The organism is Streptomyces sp. ADI95-16, from assembly GCF_003721495.1.
Taxonomy (GTDB): Bacteria; Actinomycetota; Actinomycetes; order Streptomycetales; family Streptomycetaceae; genus Streptomyces; species Streptomyces goshikiensis.
In genome coordinates this window covers 2583150-2605086 of sequence record NZ_CP033581.1, presented here as the reverse complement: position 1 = coordinate 2605086, position 21937 = coordinate 2583150, and the positions used below count along the sequence as shown (strand labels likewise).

At 71.4% G+C, this 21937-nt stretch carries 19 protein-coding genes; 12 read left to right on the top strand and 7 right to left on the bottom strand.

Annotation, left to right across the window (positions count from 1 at the left end):
• Positions 1-98: 98 nt before the first annotated feature.
• The 6 genes from ftsZ (at position 99) to EES41_RS11300 (ending at position 5178) form a co-directional block, all read left to right on the top strand.
• On the top strand, positions 99-1307 hold the full coding sequence (gene ftsZ, locus EES41_RS11325) for a cell division protein FtsZ (RefSeq protein ID WP_008738692.1): 1209 nt from the start codon (positions 99-101) through the stop codon (positions 1305-1307).
• Positions 1304-2035, top strand: coding sequence for a peptidoglycan editing factor PgeF (gene pgeF, locus EES41_RS11320; protein WP_123077749.1), 732 nt, complete (start codon positions 1304-1306; stop codon positions 2033-2035). Before ftsZ ends, pgeF begins: the two co-directional genes overlap by 4 nt.
• 3 nt (positions 2036-2038) lie before the next feature.
• Positions 2039-2758 carry a YggS family pyridoxal phosphate-dependent enzyme gene (locus tag EES41_RS11315; protein WP_123077747.1) on the top strand — a complete coding sequence of 240 codons (720 nt, stop codon included), beginning with the start codon at positions 2039-2041 and terminating at the stop codon, positions 2756-2758.
• A 151-nt stretch (positions 2759-2909) separates the two neighbouring features.
• A complete protein-coding gene (locus EES41_RS11310) occupies positions 2910-3518 on the top strand; it encodes a cell division protein SepF (protein ID WP_008738685.1) in 609 nt (202 codons plus the stop codon).
• Between the two features lie 60 nt (positions 3519-3578).
• Positions 3579-3875: a YggT family protein gene (locus EES41_RS11305; RefSeq protein WP_073774433.1), complete on the top strand. Its 297-nt coding sequence runs from the start codon at positions 3579-3581 to the stop codon at positions 3873-3875.
• 82 nt (positions 3876-3957) lie between these two features.
• On the top strand, positions 3958-5178 hold the full coding sequence (locus EES41_RS11300) for a DivIVA domain-containing protein (RefSeq protein WP_123077745.1): 1221 nt from the start codon (positions 3958-3960) through the stop codon (positions 5176-5178).
• A 243-nt stretch (positions 5179-5421) separates the two neighbouring features.
• On the opposite strand, the gene ileS is transcribed toward EES41_RS11300, so the two are convergent.
• Positions 5422-8580, bottom strand: coding sequence for an isoleucine--tRNA ligase (ileS, locus tag EES41_RS11295; RefSeq protein WP_123077743.1), 3159 nt, complete (start codon positions 8578-8580; stop codon positions 5422-5424).
• Between the two features lie 568 nt (positions 8581-9148).
• On the opposite strand from ileS, the gene EES41_RS11290 reads away from it, so the two are divergent.
• The 5 genes from EES41_RS11290 (at position 9149) to EES41_RS11270 (ending at position 14095) form a co-directional block, all read left to right on the top strand.
• Positions 9149-10051: a TraR/DksA family transcriptional regulator gene (locus EES41_RS11290; RefSeq protein ID WP_123077741.1), complete on the top strand. Its 903-nt coding sequence runs from the start codon at positions 9149-9151 to the stop codon at positions 10049-10051.
• 299 nt (positions 10052-10350) lie between these two features.
• Complete coding sequence (lspA, locus tag EES41_RS11285) at positions 10351-10917, top strand: signal peptidase II (RefSeq protein WP_073774429.1); 567 nt, start codon at positions 10351-10353, stop codon at positions 10915-10917.
• A gap of 63 nt (positions 10918-10980) precedes the next feature.
• Positions 10981-11922 (top strand): RluA family pseudouridine synthase, encoded by a 942-nt coding sequence (locus tag EES41_RS11280; protein WP_008738672.1) that lies wholly within the window; start codon positions 10981-10983, stop codon positions 11920-11922.
• The gene (locus EES41_RS11275) at positions 11919-12383 is read left to right on the top strand and encodes a GNAT family N-acetyltransferase (RefSeq protein ID WP_123077739.1); all 465 of its coding nucleotides are present in this window, start codon (positions 11919-11921) and stop codon (positions 12381-12383) included. The genes EES41_RS11280 and EES41_RS11275 overlap by 4 nt, the downstream gene beginning before the upstream one ends.
• A 122-nt stretch (positions 12384-12505) precedes the next feature.
• Positions 12506-14095 (top strand): Na+/H+ antiporter, encoded by a 1590-nt coding sequence (locus EES41_RS11270; protein WP_123077737.1) that lies wholly within the window; start codon positions 12506-12508, stop codon positions 14093-14095.
• Positions 14096-14117: 22 nt separating this feature from the next.
• On the opposite strand, the gene EES41_RS11265 is transcribed toward EES41_RS11270, so the two are convergent.
• On the bottom strand, positions 14118-15161 hold the full coding sequence (locus EES41_RS11265; protein WP_123082393.1) for a mechanosensitive ion channel family protein: 1044 nt from the start codon (positions 15159-15161) through the stop codon (positions 14118-14120).
• Positions 15162-15209: 48 nt separating this feature from the next.
• Between EES41_RS11265 and EES41_RS11260 the strand changes: the two genes are divergently transcribed.
• Positions 15210-15788, top strand: a complete 579-nt coding sequence (locus tag EES41_RS11260) for a dienelactone hydrolase family protein (RefSeq protein ID WP_078489019.1) — start codon at positions 15210-15212, stop codon at positions 15786-15788.
• Between the two features lie 86 nt (positions 15789-15874).
• On the opposite strand, the gene EES41_RS11255 is transcribed toward EES41_RS11260, so the two are convergent.
• From EES41_RS11255 to EES41_RS11235, 5 genes are all read right to left on the bottom strand, one after another.
• Complete coding sequence (locus EES41_RS11255; protein WP_123082392.1) at positions 15875-16825, bottom strand: zinc metalloprotease; 951 nt, start codon at positions 16823-16825, stop codon at positions 15875-15877.
• A gap of 224 nt (positions 16826-17049) precedes the next feature.
• A complete protein-coding gene (locus EES41_RS11250; RefSeq protein WP_254211406.1) occupies positions 17050-18720 on the bottom strand; it encodes an alkaline phosphatase in 1671 nt (556 codons plus the stop codon).
• Positions 18721-18859: 139 nt separating this feature from the next.
• On the bottom strand, positions 18860-19654 hold the full coding sequence (locus tag EES41_RS11245; RefSeq protein WP_123077731.1) for a DsbA family protein: 795 nt from the start codon (positions 19652-19654) through the stop codon (positions 18860-18862).
• A 49-nt stretch (positions 19655-19703) separates the two neighbouring features.
• The gene (locus EES41_RS11240) at positions 19704-20387 is read right to left on the bottom strand and encodes a hypothetical protein (RefSeq protein WP_073774423.1); all 684 of its coding nucleotides are present in this window, start codon (positions 20385-20387) and stop codon (positions 19704-19706) included.
• A gap of 61 nt (positions 20388-20448) precedes the next feature.
• Positions 20449-21798 (bottom strand): DUF2252 domain-containing protein, encoded by a 1350-nt coding sequence (locus EES41_RS11235; RefSeq protein WP_008738653.1) that lies wholly within the window; start codon positions 21796-21798, stop codon positions 20449-20451.
• Between the last annotated feature and the right edge of the window lie 139 nt (positions 21799-21937).

The following is a 21937-nucleotide window of genomic DNA, read 5'->3' as shown; positions in this document are numbered from 1 at the left end:
CGGGTCGGCGCGTTCGGACCGTCCCTATTTCGGCATCAGTCGTCGCAACGCAGGCCCGCGAGGCGGCGACACGTAACTCGAGGCGAGAGGCCTTCGACGTGGCAGCACCGCAGAACTACCTCGCAGTCATCAAGGTCATCGGTGTCGGCGGCGGTGGTGTCAATGCCATCAACCGAATGATCGAGGTCGGTCTCAAGGGCGTCGAGTTCATCGCCATCAACACGGACGCCCAGGCGCTGTTGATGAGCGACGCCGACGTCAAGCTCGACGTCGGCCGCGAACTCACCCGGGGCCTCGGCGCCGGAGCCAACCCGGCCGTCGGTCGCAAGGCGGCAGAGGACCACCGCGAGGAGATCGAGGAGGTCCTCAAGGGGGCCGACATGGTCTTCGTCACCGCCGGTGAGGGCGGCGGCACCGGCACGGGCGGCGCACCTGTCGTCGCCAACATCGCGCGCTCGCTGGGCGCCCTGACGATCGGTGTGGTCACCCGGCCGTTCACCTTCGAGGGCCGGCGTCGCGCGAACCAGGCGGAGGACGGCATCGCCGAGCTCCGCGAAGAGGTCGACACCCTCATCGTCATCCCCAACGACCGACTGCTGTCCATCTCGGACCGCCAGGTCAGCGTGCTCGACGCCTTCAAGTCGGCCGACCAGGTCCTGCTCTCGGGCGTCCAGGGGATCACCGACCTGATCACCACCCCGGGTCTGATCAACCTCGACTTCGCCGACGTCAAGTCCGTGATGTCCGAGGCCGGCTCGGCCCTGATGGGCATCGGCTCGGCCCGCGGCGACGACCGCGCGGTGGCCGCCGCCGAGATGGCGATCTCCTCGCCGCTGCTGGAGGCGTCCATCGACGGCGCCCGCGGCGTGCTGCTCTCCATCTCCGGTGGCTCGGACCTCGGTCTCTTCGAGATCAACGAGGCCGCGCAGCTGGTGAGCGAGGCCGCGCACCCCGAGGCGAACATCATCTTCGGCGCCGTCATCGACGACGCGCTCGGCGACGAGGTGCGGGTCACCGTCATCGCGGCCGGGTTCGACGGCGGACAGCCCCCGGCCCGCCGGGACAACGTCATCGGCGCCGCGTCCACCAAGCGCGAGGAGCCGGCCCCGGCGCCGGCCCGCGCGCCCGAGCCGGTCCGCCCGGCCTTCGGCGGACTCGGTTCGGTCACCCCGCGCGAGGACATCCAGATCCCGGTCGAGCAGGCCCCGGCCGAGGCCGCGATCCCGGCGCCCCCGCAGGTTCCGACGGCCCGTCCGTACCAGGACAGCCCGGCCGAAGAGCTGGATGTACCGGACTTCTTGAAGTGACACTGGGGCAGCACAGCGAGAACGGCGCCCACTTCGCCTTCACCGACCGGTGGGGCGGGGTGAGCGCCGTTCCGTACGAGGAGCTCAATCTCGGCGGCGCGGTCGGAGACGACCCGGCCGCCGTTCTCGCGAACCGGGCGGCCGCCGCCGCCGGCCTGGGCATCGACGCGGACCGGGTGGTCTGGATGAACCAGGTGCACGGGCGGGACGTCGCGGTGGTCGACGGCCCCTGGGGCGCCGGCCGACAGGTCCCCTCCGTGGACGCGGTGGTGACCACCCGTCGCGGACTCGCCCTCGCGGTGCTCACCGCGGACTGCACCCCGGTCCTGCTGGCCGACCCCGTCGCCGGGGTCGCGGGCGCGGCCCACGCGGGGCGGCCCGGGCTGGTCGCCGGGGTGGTTCCCGCGGTGGTCGAGGCGATGGCGGGCCTCGGGGCGGAGCCCGGGCGGATCGTCGCCCGCACCGGACCGGCCGTCTGCGGCCGCTGCTACGAGGTGCCCGCCGGGATGCGGGACGAGGTGGCGGGGGTGGTTCCGGCCGCGTACTCCGAAACCAGCTGGGGGACGCCGGCCGTCGACGTGGTCGCCGGGGTGCACGCCCAGCTCGCGGAGGCGGGGGTGACGAACGCGCACCGCTCCCCTGTCTGCACACTGGAGTCGCGGGACCACTTCTCGTACCGCCGTGACCGGGTGACCGGGCGGCTTGCCGGATATGTCTGGTTGGACTAGGGAATGACGGATCGTAAGTCGGAACTCGCGGAGAACCTGGCGCGGGTGGAGGAACGCATCTCGTCGGCCTGCGCGGCCGCGGGGCGCGCGCGGGACGAGGTGACCCTGATCGTGGTCACCAAGACCTACCCCGCGAGTGACGTACGACTACTGGCGGAGCTGGGTGTCCGTCATGTTGCGGAAAATCGTGACCAGGACGCCGCCCCCAAGGCCGCGGCCTGCGCGGATCTGCCGCTCGGCTGGCACTTCGTGGGCCAGTTGCAGACGAACAAAGTCCGTTCCGTGGCGGGATACGCGCATGTGGTGCAGTCGGTCGACCGGCCGAAGCTGGTCACCTCGCTCTCGGCGGCGGCGACGGGCGCCGGGCGCGAACTCGGCTGCCTCGTCCAGATCGCTCTGGACGCCGAGTCCGGCGGGCGCGGAACCCGCGGCGGGGCGGCGCCGGAGCAGCTCGCGGAGTTGGCGGACCTCGTGGCCGCGGCTCCCGGACTGCGGATCGACGGCGTGATGACCGTCGCCCCGCTGGCCGGTCCGTACGCGGGCCGCGAACAGGCCGCTTTCGAGCGGCTGGTGGAATTGTCATCCCGCCTGCGCGCGGACCATCCGGCTGCCACGATGGTGTCGGCCGGGATGAGCGCAGACCTGGAACAGGCCGTTGCGGCCGGTGCGACACATGTACGCGTCGGCACTGCGGTACTCGGCGCGAGACCCCGGCTCGGGTAACGTCGCGAAGAAAGTCGGACCACAGCAGAAAATATGGTCATTCCCGTCGATGAGCGGGCAGACCACGTGGATCGCGGGCAGTTGGTGACTTTGGTGACACGGCGACACACCTGCGGCAGGGCGATCCACCACAGAGCGGAGGACTCGGAGAATGGCCGGCGCGATGCGCAAGATGGCGGTCTACCTCGGCCTCGTGGAGGACGACCGGTACGACAACCCGGGGTACGACCCCGACGACGAGTTCGAGCCCGAGCCGGAGCCGGAGCGGGATCGCCGGCGACAGCAGCCCGTGCATCAATCGCCCGTACCGGACGAACCGGTACGAGTCCCCCAGCCCCCAGCGCAACGGGAACCCACCCCGATGCCGGTGGAAAACGGACGTCCGGCGCGAATCGCCCCCGTGGCATCCATCACACCTGACCGCACAAACCTGGAGAAGAACGCCCCCGTGATCATGCCCAAGGTCGTCTCCGAGCGGGAGCCGTACCGCATCACGACGCTGCACCCGCGGACCTACAACGAGGCCCGTACCATCGGGGAACACTTCCGTGAGGGCACTCCGGTGATCATGAACCTCACGGAGATGGACGACACGGATGCGAAGCGTCTCGTCGACTTCGCAGCCGGGCTCGTGTTCGGTCTGCACGGCAGCATTGAACGGGTGACACAGAAGGTGTTCCTGCTGTCGCCTGCTAACGTCGATGTCACGGCGGAGGACAAGGCCCGCATCGCGGAGGGCGGGTTCTTCAACCAAAGCTAGACCGATCCGTCAGATACGGGGCCGGGACAGAACGAGGGTCAGGGGAGAGGGAAGCGCGGGATGGGTGTCGCACTACAGGTCGTCTACATCGCGCTGATGTGCTTCCTTATCGTGCTGATCTTCCGACTGGTCATGGACTACGTGTTCCAGTTCGCACGTTCATGGACACCCGGCAAGGCGATGGTGGTCGTTCTGGAGGCCACCTACACTCTTACCGATCCACCGCTCAAGCTTCTCCGGCGGTTCATCCCGCCGTTGCGTCTCGGGGGCGTGGCACTCGACCTGTCCTTCTTCGTTCTGATGATCATCGTTTACATCCTCATCAGTTTCGTGAGCACCGCTGCGAGAAGCGTGTGAACGATGTGCTTCCCCGCGGGCGCGGGGACAGTCCCGATACGGTCTTGCCGACTGCCGACGACTACGTAGAGGTGAAGAAGACATGCCGCTGACTCCCGAGGACGTGCGGAACAAGCAGTTCACGACCGTCCGCCTTCGAGAAGGCTATGACGAGGACGAGGTCGATGCCTTCCTCGACGAGGTCGAGTCCGAACTGACGCGCCTGCTGCGCGAGAACGAGGACTTGCGCGCCAAGCTGGCAGCCGCCACGCGCGCGGCCGCGCAGAACCAGCAGCAGCAGCAGCAGCAGGGCATGCGCAAGCCCGAGCCCCAGGACCAGCGTGGGCCCGGCGCCCCGGTGCCCGCCGCCATATCCGGCCCGCCGCAGCAGCAGCAGCCGCAGATGGGCCCGCCCCAGCTGCCCGGCGGCCAGCCGCAGCTCCCCCCCGGCCCCGGCGGACTCGGACCGCAGGGTCAGGGCCCGATGGGTGGCCCCATGCAGCAGCACACCATGGGCGGCCAGCCCGGTATGCAGCAGGGGATGCAGCAGCAGCAGGGCATGCAGCAGCAGTCCATGGGTGGCCAGAACCAGCTCGGCCAGCCGATGGGCCAGCAGATGCAGCCGATGGGGCAGCAGATGCAGCCCATGGGCCAGCAGATGCAGCAGCAGCAGATGCAGCAGCCGCAGCTCCCGCAGCAGGGCCCCGGTGGCGACAGCGCCGCCCGTGTCCTCTCGCTCGCGCAGCAGACCGCCGACCAGGCGATCGCGGAGGCCCGTTCCGAGGCCAACAAGATCGTCGGCGAGGCGCGCAGCCGTGCCGAGGGTCTGGAGCGGGACGCCCGCGCCAAGGCCGACGCCCTGGAGCGGGACGCGCAGGAGAAGCACCGCGTCGCGATGGGCTCCCTGGAGTCCGCCCGCGCCACGCTGGAGCGCAAGGTCGAGGACCTGCGGGGCTTCGAGCGCGAGTACCGTACGCGTCTGAAGTCCTACCTGGAGTCGCAGCTGCGCCAGCTGGAGACCCAGGCCGACGACTCCCTGGCTCCGCCGCGGAACCCGGCCGGCCCGGCGCTGCCGCCGTCGCCGACCCCGTCGATGGCTCCGGCCGGTGCGATGGGGCACTCCATGGGCGCTCCGTCGCCGATGGGTGGTCCGTCCCCGATGGGTGGCCCGTCGCCGATGGGCGCCGGTCCCTCCTACGGTGGCCAGCAGCAGATGTCCCCGGCGATGACCCAGCCGATGGCTCCGGTCCGGCCGGCCGCGCCGCAGCCGATGCAGGCGCCGTCGCCGATGCGGGGCTTCCTGATCGACGAGGACGACAACTAAGCGCCGTACGCCTGTCGGCGGCAGCAGCAGTTCGGGCCGGGCCCGGTTCCCCTTCGGGGGTGCCGGGCCCGGCCCGTTCCCGTACCCGGGCCCCGGTCGCGGGGCTGTAAGGCCAGCCCCGCCGGCGTTTGAGGCGCGGGGTCTGGGGCCGGAGCCCCGGTTTCGGGAAGGGGCGGGGGGGAGCGGAAACAGCTGTGGCCCGGCACCCTCCGGTGGGGAGGGGCCGGGCCACGGGGCCGGGGCTTACGCCTTGCGGAGGCGGAAGGTGAGGCCCAGGGGCTCGTCCGTGAACGGGTCGCCGTAGGCGGCGTCGGCGTCGCCGGCGGCGAAGTCGGTCGCCAGGACCTCGTCCGCGATCAGGGTCGCGTGGTCGGTCAGGGCCGTCACCAGCTCCGGGTCCGACGCGGACCACCGCAGCGCGATCCGGTCCGCGACGTCCAGGCCGGAGTTCTTCCGGGCCTCCTGGATCAGACGGATCGCGTCACGGGCCAGGCCCGCCAGCCGCAGCTCCGGGGTGATCTCCAGGTCCAGCGCGACCGTCGCGCCCGAGTCGGACGCCACCGACCAGCCCTCGCGCGGGGTCTCGGTGATGATGACCTCGTCCGGGGTCAGGGTCACGACCTCGCCGTTCACCTGGACCTCGGCGGAGCCGCCGCGCAGGGACAGGGACAGCGCCGCCGCGTCGGCCGCGGCCACCGCCTTCGCCACGTCCTGCACGCCCTTGCCGAACCGCTTGCCCAGCGCCCGGAAGTTCGCCTTCGCGGTCGTGTCCACCAGGGACCCGCCGACCTCGGAGAGCGAGGCCAGGGAGGAGACGTTGAGCTCCTCCGTGATCTGGGACCGGAGCTCCGGCGACAGCGCGTCGAAGCCCACCGCGCCGACCAGCGCGCGCGACAGCGGCTGGCGGGTCTTGACGCCCGACTCCGCACGCGTCGCGCGGCCCAGCTCGACCAGGCGGCGCACCAGCAGCATGTCCCGGGACAGCTCGCGGTCCACCTGCGCGGCGTCCGGCTCCGGCCAGGACGACAGGTGCACCGACTCCGGGGCGTCCGGGGCCACCGGGACGACCATGTCCTGCCACACCCGCTCCGTGATGAAGGGGGTGAGGGGGGCCATGAGGCGGGTCACCGTCTCGACCACGTCGTGCAGGGTGCGCAGCGCCGAGGCGTCGCCCTGCCAGAAGCGGCGGCGCGAGCGGCGGACGTACCAGTTGGACAGGTCGTCCACGAAGGAGGACAGCAGCTTGCCGGCGCGCTGGGTGTCGTACGACTCCATGGCCTCGGTGACCTCGGCCACCAGGGTGTGGAGCTCGGACAGCAGCCAGCGGTCCAGGACCGTGCGGTCCGCCGGGGCCGGGTCGGCCGCGGACGGCGCCCAGTTCGACGTACGGGCGTACAGCGCCTGGAAGGCGACCGTGTTCCAGTACGTGAGGAGGGTCTTGCGGACCACTTCCTGGATCGTGCCGTGGCCGACGCGGCGCGCCGCCCACGGGGAGCCGCCGGCCGCCATGAACCAGCGCACCGCGTCCGCGCCGTGCTGGTCCATGAGCGGGATCGGCTGGAGGATGTTGCCCAGGTGCTTGGACATCTTGCGGCCGTCCTCGGCCAGGATGTGGCCCAGGCAGACGACGTTCTCGTACGAGGACTTGTCGAAGACCAGCGTGCCGACCGCCATCATGGTGTAGAACCAGCCGCGGGTCTGGTCGATCGCCTCCGAGATGAACTGCGCCGGGTAGCGCTTCTCGAAGATCTCCTTGTTCTTGTACGGGTAACCCCACTGCGCGAACGGCATCGAGCCCGAGTCGTACCAGGCGTCGATGACCTCCGGCACGCGGACGGCCGTCAGGGAGCACCCCTCGTGCGTGCAGGGGAAGGTGACGTCGTCGATGTACGGGCGGTGCGGGTCCAGGGCGGACTGGTCCGTGCCGGACAGCTCGCTCAGCTCCGCGCGCGAGCCGACACAGGTGAGGTGGTCCTCCTCGCAGCGCCAGATCGGCAGCGGGGTGCCCCAGTAGCGGTTGCGGGAGAGCGCCCAGTCGATGTTGTTGTTCAGCCAGTCGCCGAAGCGGCCCTGCTTGACCGAGTCCGGGAACCAGTTCGTCTTCTCGTTCTCCCGCAGCATCGCGTCCTTGACGGCGGTGGTGCGGATGTACCAGGACGGCTGCGCGTAGTACAGCAGCGCGGTGTGGCAGCGCCAGCAGTGCGGGTAGCTGTGCTCGTAGGCGATGTGCTTGAAGAGCAGGCCGCGCGCGTCCAGGTCGGCGGTGAGCTTCTCGTCGGCCTTCTTGAAGAAGACGCCGCCGACCAGCGGGACGTCCTCCTCGAAGGTGCCGTCGGGGCGGACGGGGTTCACGACCGGCAGGCCGTACGCGCGGCAGACCGCGAGGTCGTCGGCGCCGAAGGCGGGGGACTGGTGGACCAGACCGGTGCCGTCCTCGGTCGTGACGTACTCGGCGTTCACGACGTAGTGGGCGGGCTCGGGGAACTCGACGAGGGAGAACGGACGCTCGTACGTCCAGCGCTCCATCTCCTGGCCCGTGAAGGTCTGGCCGGTGGCCTCCCAGCCCTCGCCCAGGGACTTCTCCAGCAGCGGCTCGGCGACGACCAGCTTCTCCGAGTCCGCTACGCCGGTACGGCGCGCGACGACGTACGTGACGCCCGGGTGCGCGGCCACGGCCGTGTTGGAGACCAGGGTCCAGGGGGTCGTCGTCCAGACCAGCAGGGCGGCCTCGCCCGCGAGGGGGCCGGAGGTCAGCGGGAAGCGGACGTAGACGGAGGGGTCCACGACCGTCTCGTAGCCCTGCGCCAGCTCGTGGTCCGAGAGGCCGGTGCCGCAGCGGGGGCACCAGGGGGCGACGCGGTGGTCCTGGGTCAGCAGGCCCTTGTTGAAGATCTCCTTGAGCGACCACCACACGGACTCGACGTACTCGGGGTCCATGGTGCGGTAGGCGTCGTCCAGGTCGACCCAGTAGCCCATCCGGGTCGTGAGATCGGTGAACGCGTCGGTGTGGCGGGTCACGGACTCGCGGCACTTGGCGTTGAACTCGGCGATGCCGTACGCCTCGATGTCCTGCTTGCCGTTGAAGCCCAGTTCCTTCTCGACGGCGAGCTCGACGGGCAGGCCGTGGCAGTCCCAGCCGGCCTTGCGGGCCACGTGGTAGCCGCGCATGGTGCGGAACCGGGGGAAGACGTCCTTGAAGACGCGGGCCTCGATGTGGTGCGCGCCGGGCATGCCGTTCGCGGTCGGCGGGCCCTCGTAGAAGACCCACTCGGGGCGGCCCTCGGACTGCTCCAGGGTCTTGGCGAAGGTCTTGCTCTCCCGCCAGAAGTCGAGGACGGCGTGCTCAAGGGCAGGCAGGTCGACCTGGGCGGGTACCGGGCGGTACTGCGGCGGTGTGGTCATGAGGCTGAACTCTTCCTCCGGCGGGATGTCACTTCCGTCCGGAGGGACGAGAGCCGCCCCCGATCAGGGACGTGCTGCTCCCGCGGTACCACCCTCCTTGGCCTCCGGACGGGTCCGGGGGCCCCCTCATTGGGGCGCGAAGCCGGTTCTACTCGCCCGACGGGACTCCGTACGGGCTTTCTTCCGGCGGCTCCGGGGTGATCCTTCACATCGCGCTCGCCCCCGGGCTCTCACCGTCCCCGGGTCGCTCCTGGCCGCGTACGAGGCTACTCGTCCCCATCCATGCCTTTCGCTGGGGCCAGTGTACGGGCCGGGGCGCCGCTCGGCAGACCGGTTTCCCGGCGCCGCGGGCGTGGCGCGGGCCGGGCCGCGCCGTGACCCGAATGGGCCGACGGGCCGGTACGGGATCCGGTGGGGCCGGTGGGGCGGGTTACCGGGCTTCCCGCTGGGCACAACGGATGCAGGTTGATGGTGAGGGACGCGTGCCCCGTTGCCGCCGGGCCGGAGGCGATTTATCGTTCCGGCACGATTCGCGAGCAATATCACAGTATGTGAAGGGGCCGCGGCCATGGTGGCGAAGAAGACCGCCGGGAGTACTGCCGGGAGGACTGCCAGGAAGGCCGTCGGGAAGGCTGACGGGGAGCCCACCGGGGTTCCGGCCGCGGTGAAGGAGACCGTGGTGAAGGAGATCGTGGCGCAGGAGACCGCGGCGAAGCGGGCCGCGCCGAAGAAGGCGGCGAAGAAGGCCCCGGCCGCCAAGGCCGCGGCCGGGAAGGCGGCGCCCGCCAAGACGGCCGCCGCCGCGAAGAAGGCCCCGGCGAAGAAGGCGCCGGCCGCGAAGAAGAAGGCGACCGCCGTCGGCAGGACGACCGCGGGGAAGGTCACGGCCAAGGCGGCCTGGGCCGAGGGGGCGGCCCAGGCCGCGCAAGAGACGGGAGCCGGGAAAGTGGTTGCCAAGAAGAGCACGGGCACGGCCAGGAAGACGGCGGCGGTCGCCACCAGCGGGCTGCCCAAGACGGCGGGCAAGGCCGCGGGCAAGACCGCGGGCAAGGCGGCGACGGCGGGCCTCGCGCCCGGCGAGCTCGCCGTACGGCCCGGGGAGGACCCCTGGACCCCGGCGGAGGTCACGGAGGCCCGTACCGAGCTGTACAGCGAGGTGCTGCGGCTGCGCGCCGAACTGGACGCCTCGGAGCAGGCCATCGCCGGCCTGATGCGGGACTCGGGCGACGGCGCGGGCGACGACCAGGCCGATACGGGCACCAAGAACATCACCCGGGAGTCGGAGCTGGCCCTCGCCGCGAACGCCACGCTGATGCTGGAGCAGACCGAGCGGGCCCTGGAGCGGCTGGACGCGGGCACGTACGGGCTCTGCGAGAACTGCGGGCAGCCCATCGGCAAGGCCAGGATGCAGGCCTTCCCGCGGGCCACGCTGTGCGTGGACTGCAAGCAGAAGCAGGAGCGGCGCCATTAGGGCCTGCCCCTCGGATCGGATCGGGCCGGATCAGGGAGCGGGGTCTGGTGCGTGCGATCGCAAGGCGGAGGAGGGAGTCGACGCGGAGCGTTGGCGACCGACGACAACGCGGCGAGCGTGCGTGCCGGGACCCGCGAGCCCGGCATGATCCGAAAGACAGGCCCCAGCGCGGGCGGGGCGGCGGGGTACTGGGCAGGCGCCGGCCGGGCGGCCTGACGTACTCTCGTGTCTCGTCAGGGTCCAGGAACCTGGCACGGCTGACTTCGGCAACCTGGTTCGAGCTAGTTCGAGGGACTCACGTGGCAGAGGCGGAGCGCATCATCGGTACGCCCGAGGTCGGGGACGACACCCAGCCGGAGCCGGAGCCCGCGCTGCCCAAGGGGCGGCGGCGGATCGTGGCGCTGCTGGTGGTCGCGGTCCTCGCGTACCTGCTGGACCTCGGCAGCAAGATGCTGGTCGTCGCGAAGCTGGAGCACCAGGCGCCGATCGAGATCATCGGCGACCTGCTGAAGTTCGAGGCGGTCCGCAACCCGGGCGCCGCGTTCGGCTTCGGCGAGGCCTTCACGATCATCTTCACCTGCATCGCGGCCGGCGTGATCGTGGTGATCGTCCGGCTGGCCCGCAAGCTGTACAGCCTGCCGTGGGCGATCGCGCTCGGTCTGCTGCTCGGCGGTGCGCTGGGCAACCTGACCGACCGGATCTTCCGTTCGCCGGGCGTGTTCCGGGGCGCGGTCGTGGACTTCATCGCCCCGGCCCACTTCGCCGTCTTCAACCTCGCGGACTCGGCGATCGTGTGCGGCGGGATCCTGATCGTCCTGCTCTCCTTCAAGGGCCTGGACCCGGACGGCACCGTCCACAAGGACTGATCGCGGGCCTTGAGCGGGCCTTGAGCGGGACGGCTCCTCCGTCGAGTCCTGCATACTCGACAGGTGAGTACGATTCCCGAGATCCGCACCCTGCCCGTTCCCGATGGCCTTGAGGGCGAGCGCGTCGACGCCGCCATCGCCCGTATGTTCGGATTTTCCCGGACGAAGGCGGCCGAACTCGCGGCCGCGGGGAAGGTGTCGGTCGACGGCAGTGTCGTCGGGAAGTCCGAGCGGGTGCACGGCGGCGCCTGGCTCGAAGTCGAGATGCCCGCGCCGCCGCGGCCGGTCGAGCTCGTCGCCGAGCCCGTCCCCGGCATGGAGATCGTCCATGACGACGACGACATCGTCGTCGTCATGAAGCCGGTGGGCGTCGCCGCCCACCCGAGCCCCGGCTGGACCGGCACCACCGTCATCGGTGGCCTGGCCGCCGCCGGCTACCGGATCTCCACCTCCGGCGCGTCCGAGCGCCAGGGCGTCGTGCACCGCCTCGACGTCGGCACGTCCGGTCTGATGGCGGTCGCCAAGTCGGAGCGCGCGTACACCTCGCTGAAGAACCAGTTCCGCGAGCGGGTCGTGGACAAGCGCTACCACGCGCTGGTGCAGGGGCACCCGGACCCGATGAGCGGCACCATCGACGCGCCGATCGGGCGGCACCCGAACGCGGACTACAAGTGGGCCGTGACCCAGGACGGCAAGGCGTCGGTCACCCACTACGACCTGATCGAGGCCTTCCGCGCGGCCTCGCTGCTGGACATCAAGCTGGAGACCGGGCGCACGCACCAGATCCGCGTGCACATGTCCGCGCACCGGCACCCGTGCGTCGGTGACCTCACCTACGGCGCCGACCCGACCGTCGCGAAGCGGCTGGGGCTGACCCGGCAGTGGCTGCACGCGGTGCGGCTGGGCTTCGAGCACCCCGCGGACGGCAGCTGGGTGGAGTTCGAGAGCACCTACCCCGCCGACCTTCAGCACGCGCTGGATGTGATCCGGGCGGAGAGCGAGTGACCGCCTTCACCGTCAGGGTCGCGGTCTGCGAGGCCGACCGGGCGGCGTGCTTCGCGGTGCGGACCGAGGTGTTCGTGATCGAGCAGTCGGTGCCGGAGTCGATCGAGTACGACGCGTACGACGCGGTGGCGGTGCACGTGCTGGCCGAGGGGCCGGACGGGACGCCGCTGGGCACCGGCCGGCTGCTGTACGGGCCGGGGGCCCTGGCCAAGACGGGGTCCCCCGAGGTCGGATCGCTGGGCCGGCTGGCCGTGACCAAGGCCGCGCGCGGGCTGGGCGTCGGAGTGGCGCTGGTGCGGGCGATCGAGGCGGAGGCCGGGCGGCTGGGGCTGGCCGCGGTCGACCTCGGCGCGCAGACGCATGCGCTGGGCTTCTACGAGCGCCTCGGGTACGAGGCCTACGGGCCGGAGTTCCAGGACGCGGGCATCCCGCACCGCGCGATGCGGCGGCGCCTGCCGTAGCCCTCGCCGGCTGATCGACGGGCCCGCCGGCGCTGCCGGCGCGGGGTCCGGGGCGCGGGGCGGAGCCCCTGGAAGCGGCGGGGCGTTGGTGCCCGCGGCCGGTGGTACGGCAGGGTGGTGGAGTGGATCAGCTCGCTCTGCTTTTCGTACTGCTGCTCGGTGCGGTCGTCACCGTCCCGCTCGGGGACCGGCTCCGGCTGCCCGCGCCGGTGCTCATGACCATCGGCGGGGTGGTGCTCGCGCTCCTCCCCGCGGTGCCGAACGTCGACATCCCGCCCGAGTACATCCTGCCGCTCGTACTGCCGCCGCTGCTGTACGCCTCGGTGCAGCGCACCTCCTGGCGCCAGTTCGCGGCGAACGTCCGGCCGATCCTGCTCCTCGCCGTCGCGCTGGTCTTCGTGACCACCGCCGCCGTCGCCTTCGCCGCGAACGCCGTCGTGCCCGGGCTGCCCGTCGCCGCCGCCGTCGCGCTCGGGGCGCTCGTCGCGCCGCCCGACCCCGTCGCCGCCACGGCCGTCGCCGGATCGCTCGGGCTGCCGCGGCGGATGGTGTCGATCCTGGAGGGCGAGGGCCTCTTCAACGACGTCACGGCCATCGTGCTCTACCACGTGGCCATCGCCGCCGCCGTCAGCGGGAGTTTCTCCTGGCCCGGCGCCCTCGTGGAGTTCGTGCTGTCGGCCGTGGTCGCCGTCGCCGTCGGCCTCGCCCTCGGCTGGGCCACGAACCGGCTCATGGGGCGGCTCGGCGAAGCCACCCTGCAGATCGGGCTGACGCTGCTCGTGCCGTTCGTGGCCTACGTGGTGGCGGAGGAGCTCCAGGGGTCGGGGGTGCTGGCCGTGCTGACGACGGCCCTGTTCCTCGCCGAGTACGCCAACGACGCGGACGACGTCCTCGGGCGCCTCGCCGGGCACACCTTCTGGGAGATCGTCGACATGCTGGTCACCGGGGTCGCGTTCGGCCTGATCGGGCTGGAGCTGCACCACGTCTTCGGGGTCGCGCGCGGCCGGGAGTGGGAGATGGCCGGGTGGGCCGCGATCGTGGTCGCGGTGGTGGTCGGCGTCCGGCTGGTGTGGCTGCTGCCCGCCGGCTGGCTGGCGAAGAAGCTGCACGACCGGCGCGACTACGACGAGGAGATCCCGCTGAGCTGGCGGGAGTCGGTGGTCATGTGGTGGGCCGGGATGCGCGGCGTGGCCTCGGTGGCGCTGGCGCTGGCCATCCCGCTGCGCACCGACGCCGGGGACCCCTTCCCCGGCCGTGACCAGATGGTGTTCATCGCCTTCGCGGTGATCATGGTGACCCTGGTGTGCCAGGGGCTGACCCTGCCCTGGCTGGTGGGGCGGCTCGGCGTCGAGGCCGACGTGGACGCGGACCGGGAGACCGAGCGGCAGCTGGCGATCCGCGCCGCCAAGGCCGCGAAGCGGCGGCTGAAGGAGATCGAGGGGGTGGAGGACCTTCCGGAGGACCTGGTCGAGACCCTGTACCGGCGCGCGTACGACGTGGGGGCCAGGATCAGCCCCGAGATGGTGGACGAGGAGCGCCGCGAGGCGTACGCGAAGCGGGTGGAGCGGATCCGGGACATCCAGCGCATCCAGCGGGAGATGATGTCGGCCGCCCGCCACGAGGTCCTCTCGGCGCGCAGCGAACCCGGCGCGGACCCGGAGATCGTGGACCGGGTGCTGCGCCACCTGGACGTGCGCAGCCTGCGCAGCTGACCCCGGTCGCGGGTGATTCTCGTCACACGCGGGGCGGGCGGGTGGCTTCCGAGGTGGCGACGCGGGGGAGGGCGTACGGGTGGTGTTCCACCAGCCAGGCGATCATGCGCTCGCGGACCAGGCAGCGCAGGGTCCAGAGGTCGTCGGCGTCCTTCGCGGTGACCATCGCCCGGATCTGCATGGTGTTCGGGGTGGTGTCCGTGACGACCAGGCCGGCGGCGCGGCCGTCCCACTCCGGGGTCTCCTTCAGGAGGTCCGCCAGCCACTCCCGCAGCAGCGCGACCGGCGCCGAGTGGTCCAGGTGCACGAACACCGTGCCCGTCAGCTCGGCGCCGCCGCGCGACCAGTTCTCGTACGGCTTGCTCGTGAAGTACGACACGGGCATCGTGATGCGGCGCTCGTCCCAGGTGCGCACCACCAGGAAGGTCAGGGTGATCTCCTCGACGGTGCCCCACTCCTTGTCCACGACCACCGTGTCGCCGATCCGGACGGTGTCGCCGAAGGCGATCTGGAGCCCGGCGAACAGGTTGCTCAGCGAGGACTGGGCGGCGATGCCCGCCACGATGCCGAGGACGCCGGCGGAAGCCAGCATCGAGGCGCCGACCGCCCGCATCGCGGGGAACGTCAGCAGCATCGCGGCCACCGCCACCACGGCCACGGCGGCCGTCACCGCCCGCTGGATCAGCGCGACCTGGGTGCGGACCCGGCGGACGCGGGCGGGATCGAGGGCGCCGGCGGCGTAGCGCGCGTACGCGGAGTCGACGACGGCCGCCGCGATCCGCACCAGCAGCCAGGCCGTTCCGGCGATCAGGACGAGGGTGAGGGCGCGGGCGACGCCGACCGGATGGTCCGGCAGCACCCGCGCCTGGCGGTACGAGCCTCTCAGCAGGAACGTGCACAGGGTGACCTGGAAGGGCAGGCGGCACCGGCGCAGCAGCCCCCACAGCGGGGTTTCGCTGTGCCGGGCGTCGGCGCGGCGCAACAGCAGGTCGAGCAGCCATGCCGCGAGCAGCGTGACGACGACCGAGCCGCCGATGACGGTCAGCGGGCGCAGGACGGACTCCATCTCCATGGGTATGAACGTAACCGGAAGGGGAGTCCGGAAACTGGCACGATGGGGTCCATGAACATCATGCTTTTCCACTCGACGTACGGGCTGCGGCCCGCGGTGCACGCGGCGGCCGACCGGCTGCGCGCGGCCGGACACCAGGTCCAGGTACCGGACCTCTTCGAGGGGCGCACTTTCGAGACCGTCGAGGAGGGCATGGCCCACCGGGACGAGATCGGCCGCGACGAGCTGCTCAGGCGCGCGGTGCTGGCCGCGGCCCCCTACTCGGACCGGGGCCTGGTGTACGCGGGCTTCTCCTTCGGCGCGTCCGTCGCGCAGCACCTGGCCCTGCACGACGAGAAGGCGCGCGGGCTGCTGCTCCTGCACGGCACGTCGGACCTGGAGGAGAACGCCTCGGCGGACGAGCTCCCGGTGCAGCTGCACATCGCGGACCCCGACCAGTTCGAGCCGCACGACTGGCTGACGGCCTGGTACCTGCGGATGCGGCGGGCCGGGGCGGACGTGGAGGTCCACAGCTACCCGGGCGCCGGGCACCTGTTCACCGACCCGGACCTCGACGACTACGACGCGGAGGCCGCCGAGCAGACCTGGAAGGTCGCGCTCGGCTTCCTGGACAGCCTGTAGCCGGAGCGGGAAACGGGGCGCGGCCCGGCGGATTCGCCGGGCCGCGCCCTCGTGCGTTGATGCGTTCGTGCGTTCGTGCGTGCGCGTCAGGCGCGGTAGGAGCTCCACATGGTCTTCATGCGGGACACCTGGCCGGCCGTGAACTGGTACATGCAGGAGTCGTACGTGTAGTCCATGAAGTTGTGGATCGGGTCGACCCCGGACTGGGCGGTGCAGGAGTCGCGGCCGGTCGGGCACTCGAACGCGGCGGTCTTCTCGGCCGGGGTGTCGGCGACGGAGTCACCGCTGCCCGTGCAGCCGCCCTGGAAGGTGTGGTACAGGCCGAGCCAGTGGCCGACCTCGTGGGTGGCGGTGTCGCCCTGGTTGTAGTTGGCGGCGGAGCCGCCCGGCAGCGAGGTGTTGAGCACGACCACGCCGTCCATCTTGGGCTGCGAGGCGTAGGAGCTGGGGAAGGTGGCCCAGCCGAGCAGCCCGCCGCCGAGGTTGGCGGTGTAGAGGTTCAGCGCGTTCTTGCCGCCCTTGCGCAGGGCGGTCTTCATGTCCTTCTCGGCCTTGGTGCCGTCCGAGAGGTTGTACCAGGCGGCGTTGTCCGTGTAGTCCGTGCCGGCCAGGGTGAACTGGAAGCCGGAGTTAACGTTGCCGCTGCCCTGGCCGCCGTACGCGGCGTTCAGGACGGTCAGCTGCTTGCTGATGTCGGTGGCCGTCAGCTTGCCGGTGCTGCCGGAGTGGATGACGTGGACGTACACCGGGATGCTCGTCGCGGCGGCGCTCTCGCCGGCGCGCATGAGTCTCTGCGGGCCGATCTGGCCGAGCTTCTTGCTCAGGTCGGCGTCCATGGCCTTGACCTGGGCGTCCGTCACCTCGTTGGGGTCGGCGGCGGTGGTGCCCTGGGGGCGGGCGACGCGCGCGGCGGCGGAGGTGGAGGCCGTGGCGGCCTGTTCGTTGCAGACCTCGGCGGGGGTCTTGGCCGCGGCCACGGTCGTGGGGGCCGCGATCGGGGCGAACGCCAGGGTTCCGGCCAGGACGGCCGTACCCATGAGGCGGCGGCGGAGCAGGGGGGATATGCGGGCGGAAGCGCGCACGTTGACTCCTCGCGAAGCGTGGTGTGGGGGGTGAGGTTCTCCTCACGCTGGCGCGAAGCTTACGTGTCCATGTCAGCCGATTGGCAAGATCTCGTAGGTAAAAGATTTGTTGCCGAAGTGACTGAAGGGGCGTCTGGTGTGAACCAAACGCCCCTTCTCGCAGCGAAATTGACGGTATGTCAGCGCACCGGCTGAGTCACCCGCTCCACCTTCTGCGTGCCGCTGAGCGTGCGGTACGAGCGCGCCCACGCGGCCGTCGCGTCCTGGCGGCGCTTGTCCGAGACCACGTAGTAGTCCATCTGCGAACGCTCGGCCGTGACGTCCAGGACGCCGTACCCGTGGGCATCCATGTCCAGCCACTTCACGTGCCAGTTCGCGGCCTTGATGGCCGTTTCGGCCACCAGTGAGGCGGTGTCCGCCGGGACGTGCAGCATCTCGTCGAGGTTGTCGGAGGTCACCGAGGTGACGACGAACTCGGTCGCCGCCGTGCCCGAGCCCGGGTAGGTCGCCATGTTCACCGGGACGTCGTTGGCCCACGCCATGTGGATGTCACCCGTCAGGAACACCGTGTTCTTGATGTTCCGGTCCTTCAGGTGGCCCAGCAGCTCCTTGCGGTCGTCCGTGTACCCGTCCCACTGGTCCACGTTGATCGCGATGCCGCCCTCCGGCAGCCCGAGCAGCTTGGCGAGCGGCTTCAGCAGGTGCGCGGGCAGCGAGCCGAACGCCACCGGCGAGATCATCACCGAGGTGCCGACCAGCTTCCAGGCCGCGTTCGAGCTCGCCAGGCCCGACTTGAGCCAGTCCAGCTGGGCGCGCCCGGTGATGGTGCGCTCCGGGTCGTCCACCGAGCCGCTGCCCACCTTGGCCTGCTGCGAGCGGAAGCTGCGCAGGTCCAGCAGGTGCAGGTCGGCGAGGGTGCCGAACTGCAGCCGCCGGTAGACGGTGCCGGCGACGGAGGGCCGCACCGGCATCCACTCGAAGTACGCCTGCTTCGCGGCGGCCGCGCGGGCCGCCCACTCGCCCTCGGCGCCGGGGGTGTGGTTCTCCGCCCCGCCCGCCCAGGCGTCGTTGGCGAACTCGTGGTCGTCCCAGATGGCGATGATCGCGTGGGCCGCGTGCAGCGCCTGGAGGTCGGCGTCCGTCTTGTACTTGCCGTGCCGGACGCGGTAGTCCGCCAGCGAGACGATCTCGTGCTTCGGCTCGTGCTGGCGTACGACGTACTTCGCCTCCGGGTAACCCCCGCTCTGGTACTCGTAGATGTAGTCGCCCAGGTGCAGGACGGCGGTCAGGTCGCTGCGGGCGGCCAGGTGGCGGTACGCCGAGAAGTAGCCGGACTCCCAGTTGGCGCAGGAGACCACGCCGAACCGGACCCCGGCGGTGCTCACGTCGTGGGCCGGGGCGGTCAGGGTGCGCCCGGCAGGGGAGACGGTGTCCCCCGCGGTGAAGCGGTACCAGTACGGGGTCTGCGGGCGCAGGCCGCGCACGTCCGCCTTGACCGTGTGGTCGGCGGCGGCGGTCGCGGTCACCGAGCCGCGCGCGACGACCCGGGAGAAGGCCTTGTCCTCGGAGACCTCCCAGGCCACCTCGGTGGCCGGGCCGAGGCCGGAGCCCGGCGCCGCCTCGGGAACCGGGGTGACGCGGGTCCACAGCAGGATCCCGTCGGGCAGCGGGTCGCCGGAGGCGACACCGTGCAGGAAGGCGGGGGCGGGGGCGGCGGCCGCCGCGTGGGCGGCCGAGGCGCCGAGTCCGGCGAGCGGGGCCAGCGCGGCCGTGGCCGCGGCGGCCAGGACGACCGTACGGCGGCGCGGAGCCGCCGGGTTGGCCGGAACGGGGGAGAGATGACTGGTCACGGGCGATGATATTACTGCCGGGTATAACCGCCGGTACATCCCTGGGAAGGCAACGGGCGGACGAACTCTGGGAGTTCGCCCGCCCGTGAAGCGGTGGCCGGAAGACGGTCCCTGGCGGGCCGTCAGCGTCCGGCGCCGGTCAGCCCTTCAGGGCCGCGTCGATCGCCGTCGTGAAGGCGTCGGGGGTGGAGGGGGTGTCGATCTTCTTGCCGTCCATCTTCAGCGTCGGAGTACCCGTCACCCCGGACTTGTCGAAGGACTTCGACATCTCCATCGCCCACCGGTCGTACGTGCCGTCCTCGACGGCCTTCTTGAACTCGGCGTTCCCCTTCAGCGCCGGGACGGTGTCCGCGACCTTGATGAGGTAGTCGTCCTTGGCGAAGGTGTCGACGGTCTCCTCGGGGTGCAGCTCCTTGGAGTACAGGGCCGCCTTGTAGTCGAGGAAGGCCTCCGGGCTGACGTTCAGCGCCGCGCCGAGCGCGCTCAGCGCGTTCTTCGAGCCCTCGCCCTTGGCGGCGTTGTCGATGAAGGTCGCGCCTATGTACCGGAGCTTGTACTTGCCCGCGTCGACGTCCTTCTTGACCTGCTCGCCCACCGCCTGCTCGAACGCCGCGCACGCCGGGCAGCGCGAGTCCTCGTACAGCTCCAGGGTCTTCTTCGCGTCGGCCTTGCCGAGCACGACGGTGGTGCCGTCGTCGCCCGTGGTGTTCTTCGGCTTGACCAGCTCGGCCTTGGCGGCCTTCTCCCAGTACGTGGGCTCGTTGGCCTGCTTGACCAGGTAGGCGACGCCGCCGACCACGGCCAGGAGCAGGACACCCGCGCCGGCCACGATGACCTGGCGGCGCACCCGGTCCTTCTTGGCCTGCCGCTCGCGCTCCGCGCGCAGCTTGTCGCGGGCCGCCGCCTTGTTCGCCTGGCTGTTGCGTGAACTCATGGTGATCTCCGTGACGTGTGAAAGAGGGGGACTGCCGTACGTACGCGTCTCAGGCGCTCGCGAGCGCCGCGCGTACGGGAGGTCCCCGCCGTCCCACGGAGTGTGCGGGGAATCGGGTACGGGCCCCCGCGCCCGGGCGGACCGGCGACGGCATCCGCCGCGCCGGGCCCGCGGCCGCCGTCACCGAGGCCGCCACCAGCAGCAGCGGCCGGAACGCGAAGGCGGCCACCGCGCGCACCAGCCGGCCCAGGGCCCGCTCCCCGTGCCGCAGCCACAGCGCCGCGAGCAGCCCGACCGAGACGTGCGCCCCCAGCAGCAGCCAGGGGGTCCACGGCCCGGGCGCGACCGCCAGCGCGGCCGCCGGACCGCCCGCCGGGGCCGTCAGCGGGCCGCCCACCGGGGTACCGCCGCACAGCTCCGCCAGGCCCAGGGCGCGCAGCGGGCCGGAGACCGGGCCGCCCGCGGGGCCGTAGCAGACGTGCTGCCCGGCGGTGAAGACGGTGTCGGCCGCCAGCTCCAGCGGCACCAGCAGCCCGGCGATCGGGCCGAAGCCCCGCTCCCGGCCGGCCAGCGCGTAGGCGATCAGGAACACCCCGGCGAAGGCCCCGCCCACCATGGCGGGCGGCAGCGGTGCCTGGGACATCAGCACGTGGGAGCCGGCCGAGAGCAGCACGACGAGCGCGCCGAACAGCGCGGCCCGCAGCCCCCGAAGCCCTACAGCTGATATGTCCATCGCCGCGAGTGTGCCATGACTCCCTGTGAAACCCGGCCCTGGGCCCCGGAGGGCCACGGAATCACGCCAGGGCGCGCTCGTTCATGATCCGGCCGTTGCGGAACAGGTCCACGAAGATCTGGTGGTCGGCGCGCGCCCGGGCCCCGTAGGCGTGGGCGAAGTCCACCAGCAGCTCCGCGAAGCCCGCCTCGTCGGCCGCGATCGCCGCGTCGATGGCCCGCTCGGTGGAGAACGGGACCAGCGTCTGCCCGCTCTCCGCCGCGTCGGCCGCGCCGTGCATGGTCGCCGTCGCCCGGCCCAGGTCCGCGACCACGGTCGCTATCTCCTCCGGGTCGTCCAGGTCCGACCAGTCCAGGTCCACCGCGTACGGGGAGACCTCGGCCACCAGCTGCCCGGAGCCGTCCAGCTCCGTCCAGCCCAGCCACGGGTCCGCGTGCGCCTGCAGGGCCCGCTGGGAGATCACCGTGCGGTGTCCCTCGTGCTGGAAGTACTCCCGGACCGCCCGGTCGGTGATGTGCCGGGACACCGCCGGGGTCTGCGCCTGCTTGAGGTAGATCACGACGTCGTTCTCCAGGGCGTCGCTGTGCCCCTCCAGCAGGATGTTGTACGAGGGCAGGCCGGCCGAGCCGATCCCGATGCCCCGGCGGCCCACCACGTCCTTGACCCGGTACGAGTCGGGGCGGACCAGCGACTCCTCCGGCAGGGTCTCCAGGTACCCGTCGAAGGCGGCCAGCACCTTGTACCGGGTCGCCGCGTCCAGCTCGATGGCGCCGCCGCCCGAGGCGAAGCGGCGCTCGTAGTCCCGTATCTCCGTCATCGAGTCGAGCAGGGCGAAGCGGGTGCGGGAGCGGGCCGAGCGCAGCGCCCCCAGCAGCGGGCCCTCGGCGGTGTCCAGGGTGAAGGAGGGCACCGCGTCCTCGTAGCGGTCCCCCGCGCCGGTGGCCAGGGCGTGGATCCGCTCCCGGTAGGCGGCCGCGTAGATCCGCACGAGCTCGCTGATCTGCTCGTCGCTGAGGGCCTTGGTGTAGCCGATCAGGGCGACGGAGGCGGCGAAGCGCTTCAGGTCCCAGGTGAACGGGCCGACGTAGGCCTCGTCGAAGTCGTTGACGTTGAAGATCAGCCGGCCGTTGGAGTCCATGTACGTGCCGAAGTTCTCGGCGTGCAGATCGCCGTGGATCCAGACCCGGCCGGTCCGCTCGTCCAGGTACGGGCCGCCGTGCCGGTCGTGCTCCAGGTCGGCGTAGAACAGACAGGCCGTACCGCGGTAGAACGCGAACGCGGAGGCCGCCATCTTGCGGAATTTGACCTGGAAGGCAGCGGGGTCGGCGGCGAACAGCTCACCGAAAGCGGTGTTGAACACATCGAGTATCTGCTCGGCGCGCTGTTCGTTCGACGTCTCGGGAACCGCCATGGCGGGTGCCTCCTGGTGGCGCTTGTCTGGATCTTCTGCTGACCGGATTCCGGACAGGTGTCCTTGGGTCTGCAACGGATGACCGTACCCGTCGGTGCCCGGTTCCTGTCACTCGCCCGACGTAGACTTCGGGGCTGCC

Bases quoted from the DNA above. Each gene is read 5' to 3' on its own strand.
- EES41_RS11265 (WP_123082393.1), bottom strand. From the start codon at position 15,161: ATGGAGTCCGTCCTGCGCCCGCTGACCGTCATCGGCGGCTCGGTCGTC.
- EES41_RS11255 (WP_123082392.1), bottom strand. From the start codon at position 16,825: ATGGGTACGGCCGTCCTGGCCGGAACCCTGGCGTTCGCCCCGATCGCG.
- EES41_RS11300 (WP_123077745.1), top strand. From the start codon at position 3,958: ATGCCGCTGACTCCCGAGGACGTGCGGAACAAGCAGTTCACGACCGTC.
- EES41_RS11260 (WP_078489019.1), top strand. From the start codon at position 15,210: ATGGGGTCCATGAACATCATGCTTTTCCACTCGACGTACGGGCTGCGG.
- EES41_RS11290 (WP_123077741.1), top strand. From the start codon at position 9,149: ATGGTGGCGAAGAAGACCGCCGGGAGTACTGCCGGGAGGACTGCCAGG.
- ileS (WP_123077743.1), bottom strand. From the start codon at position 8,580: ATGACCACACCGCCGCAGTACCGCCCGGTACCCGCCCAGGTCGACCTG.
- EES41_RS11245 (WP_123077731.1), bottom strand. From the start codon at position 19,654: ATGAGTTCACGCAACAGCCAGGCGAACAAGGCGGCGGCCCGCGACAAG.
- EES41_RS11315 (WP_123077747.1), top strand. From the start codon at position 2,039: ATGACGGATCGTAAGTCGGAACTCGCGGAGAACCTGGCGCGGGTGGAG.
- EES41_RS11305 (WP_073774433.1), top strand. From the start codon at position 3,579: ATGGGTGTCGCACTACAGGTCGTCTACATCGCGCTGATGTGCTTCCTT.
- EES41_RS11235 (WP_008738653.1), bottom strand. From the start codon at position 21,798: ATGGCGGTTCCCGAGACGTCGAACGAACAGCGCGCCGAGCAGATACTC.
- EES41_RS11240 (WP_073774423.1), bottom strand. From the start codon at position 20,387: ATGGACATATCAGCTGTAGGGCTTCGGGGGCTGCGGGCCGCGCTGTTC.
- EES41_RS11310 (WP_008738685.1), top strand. From the start codon at position 2,910: ATGGCCGGCGCGATGCGCAAGATGGCGGTCTACCTCGGCCTCGTGGAG.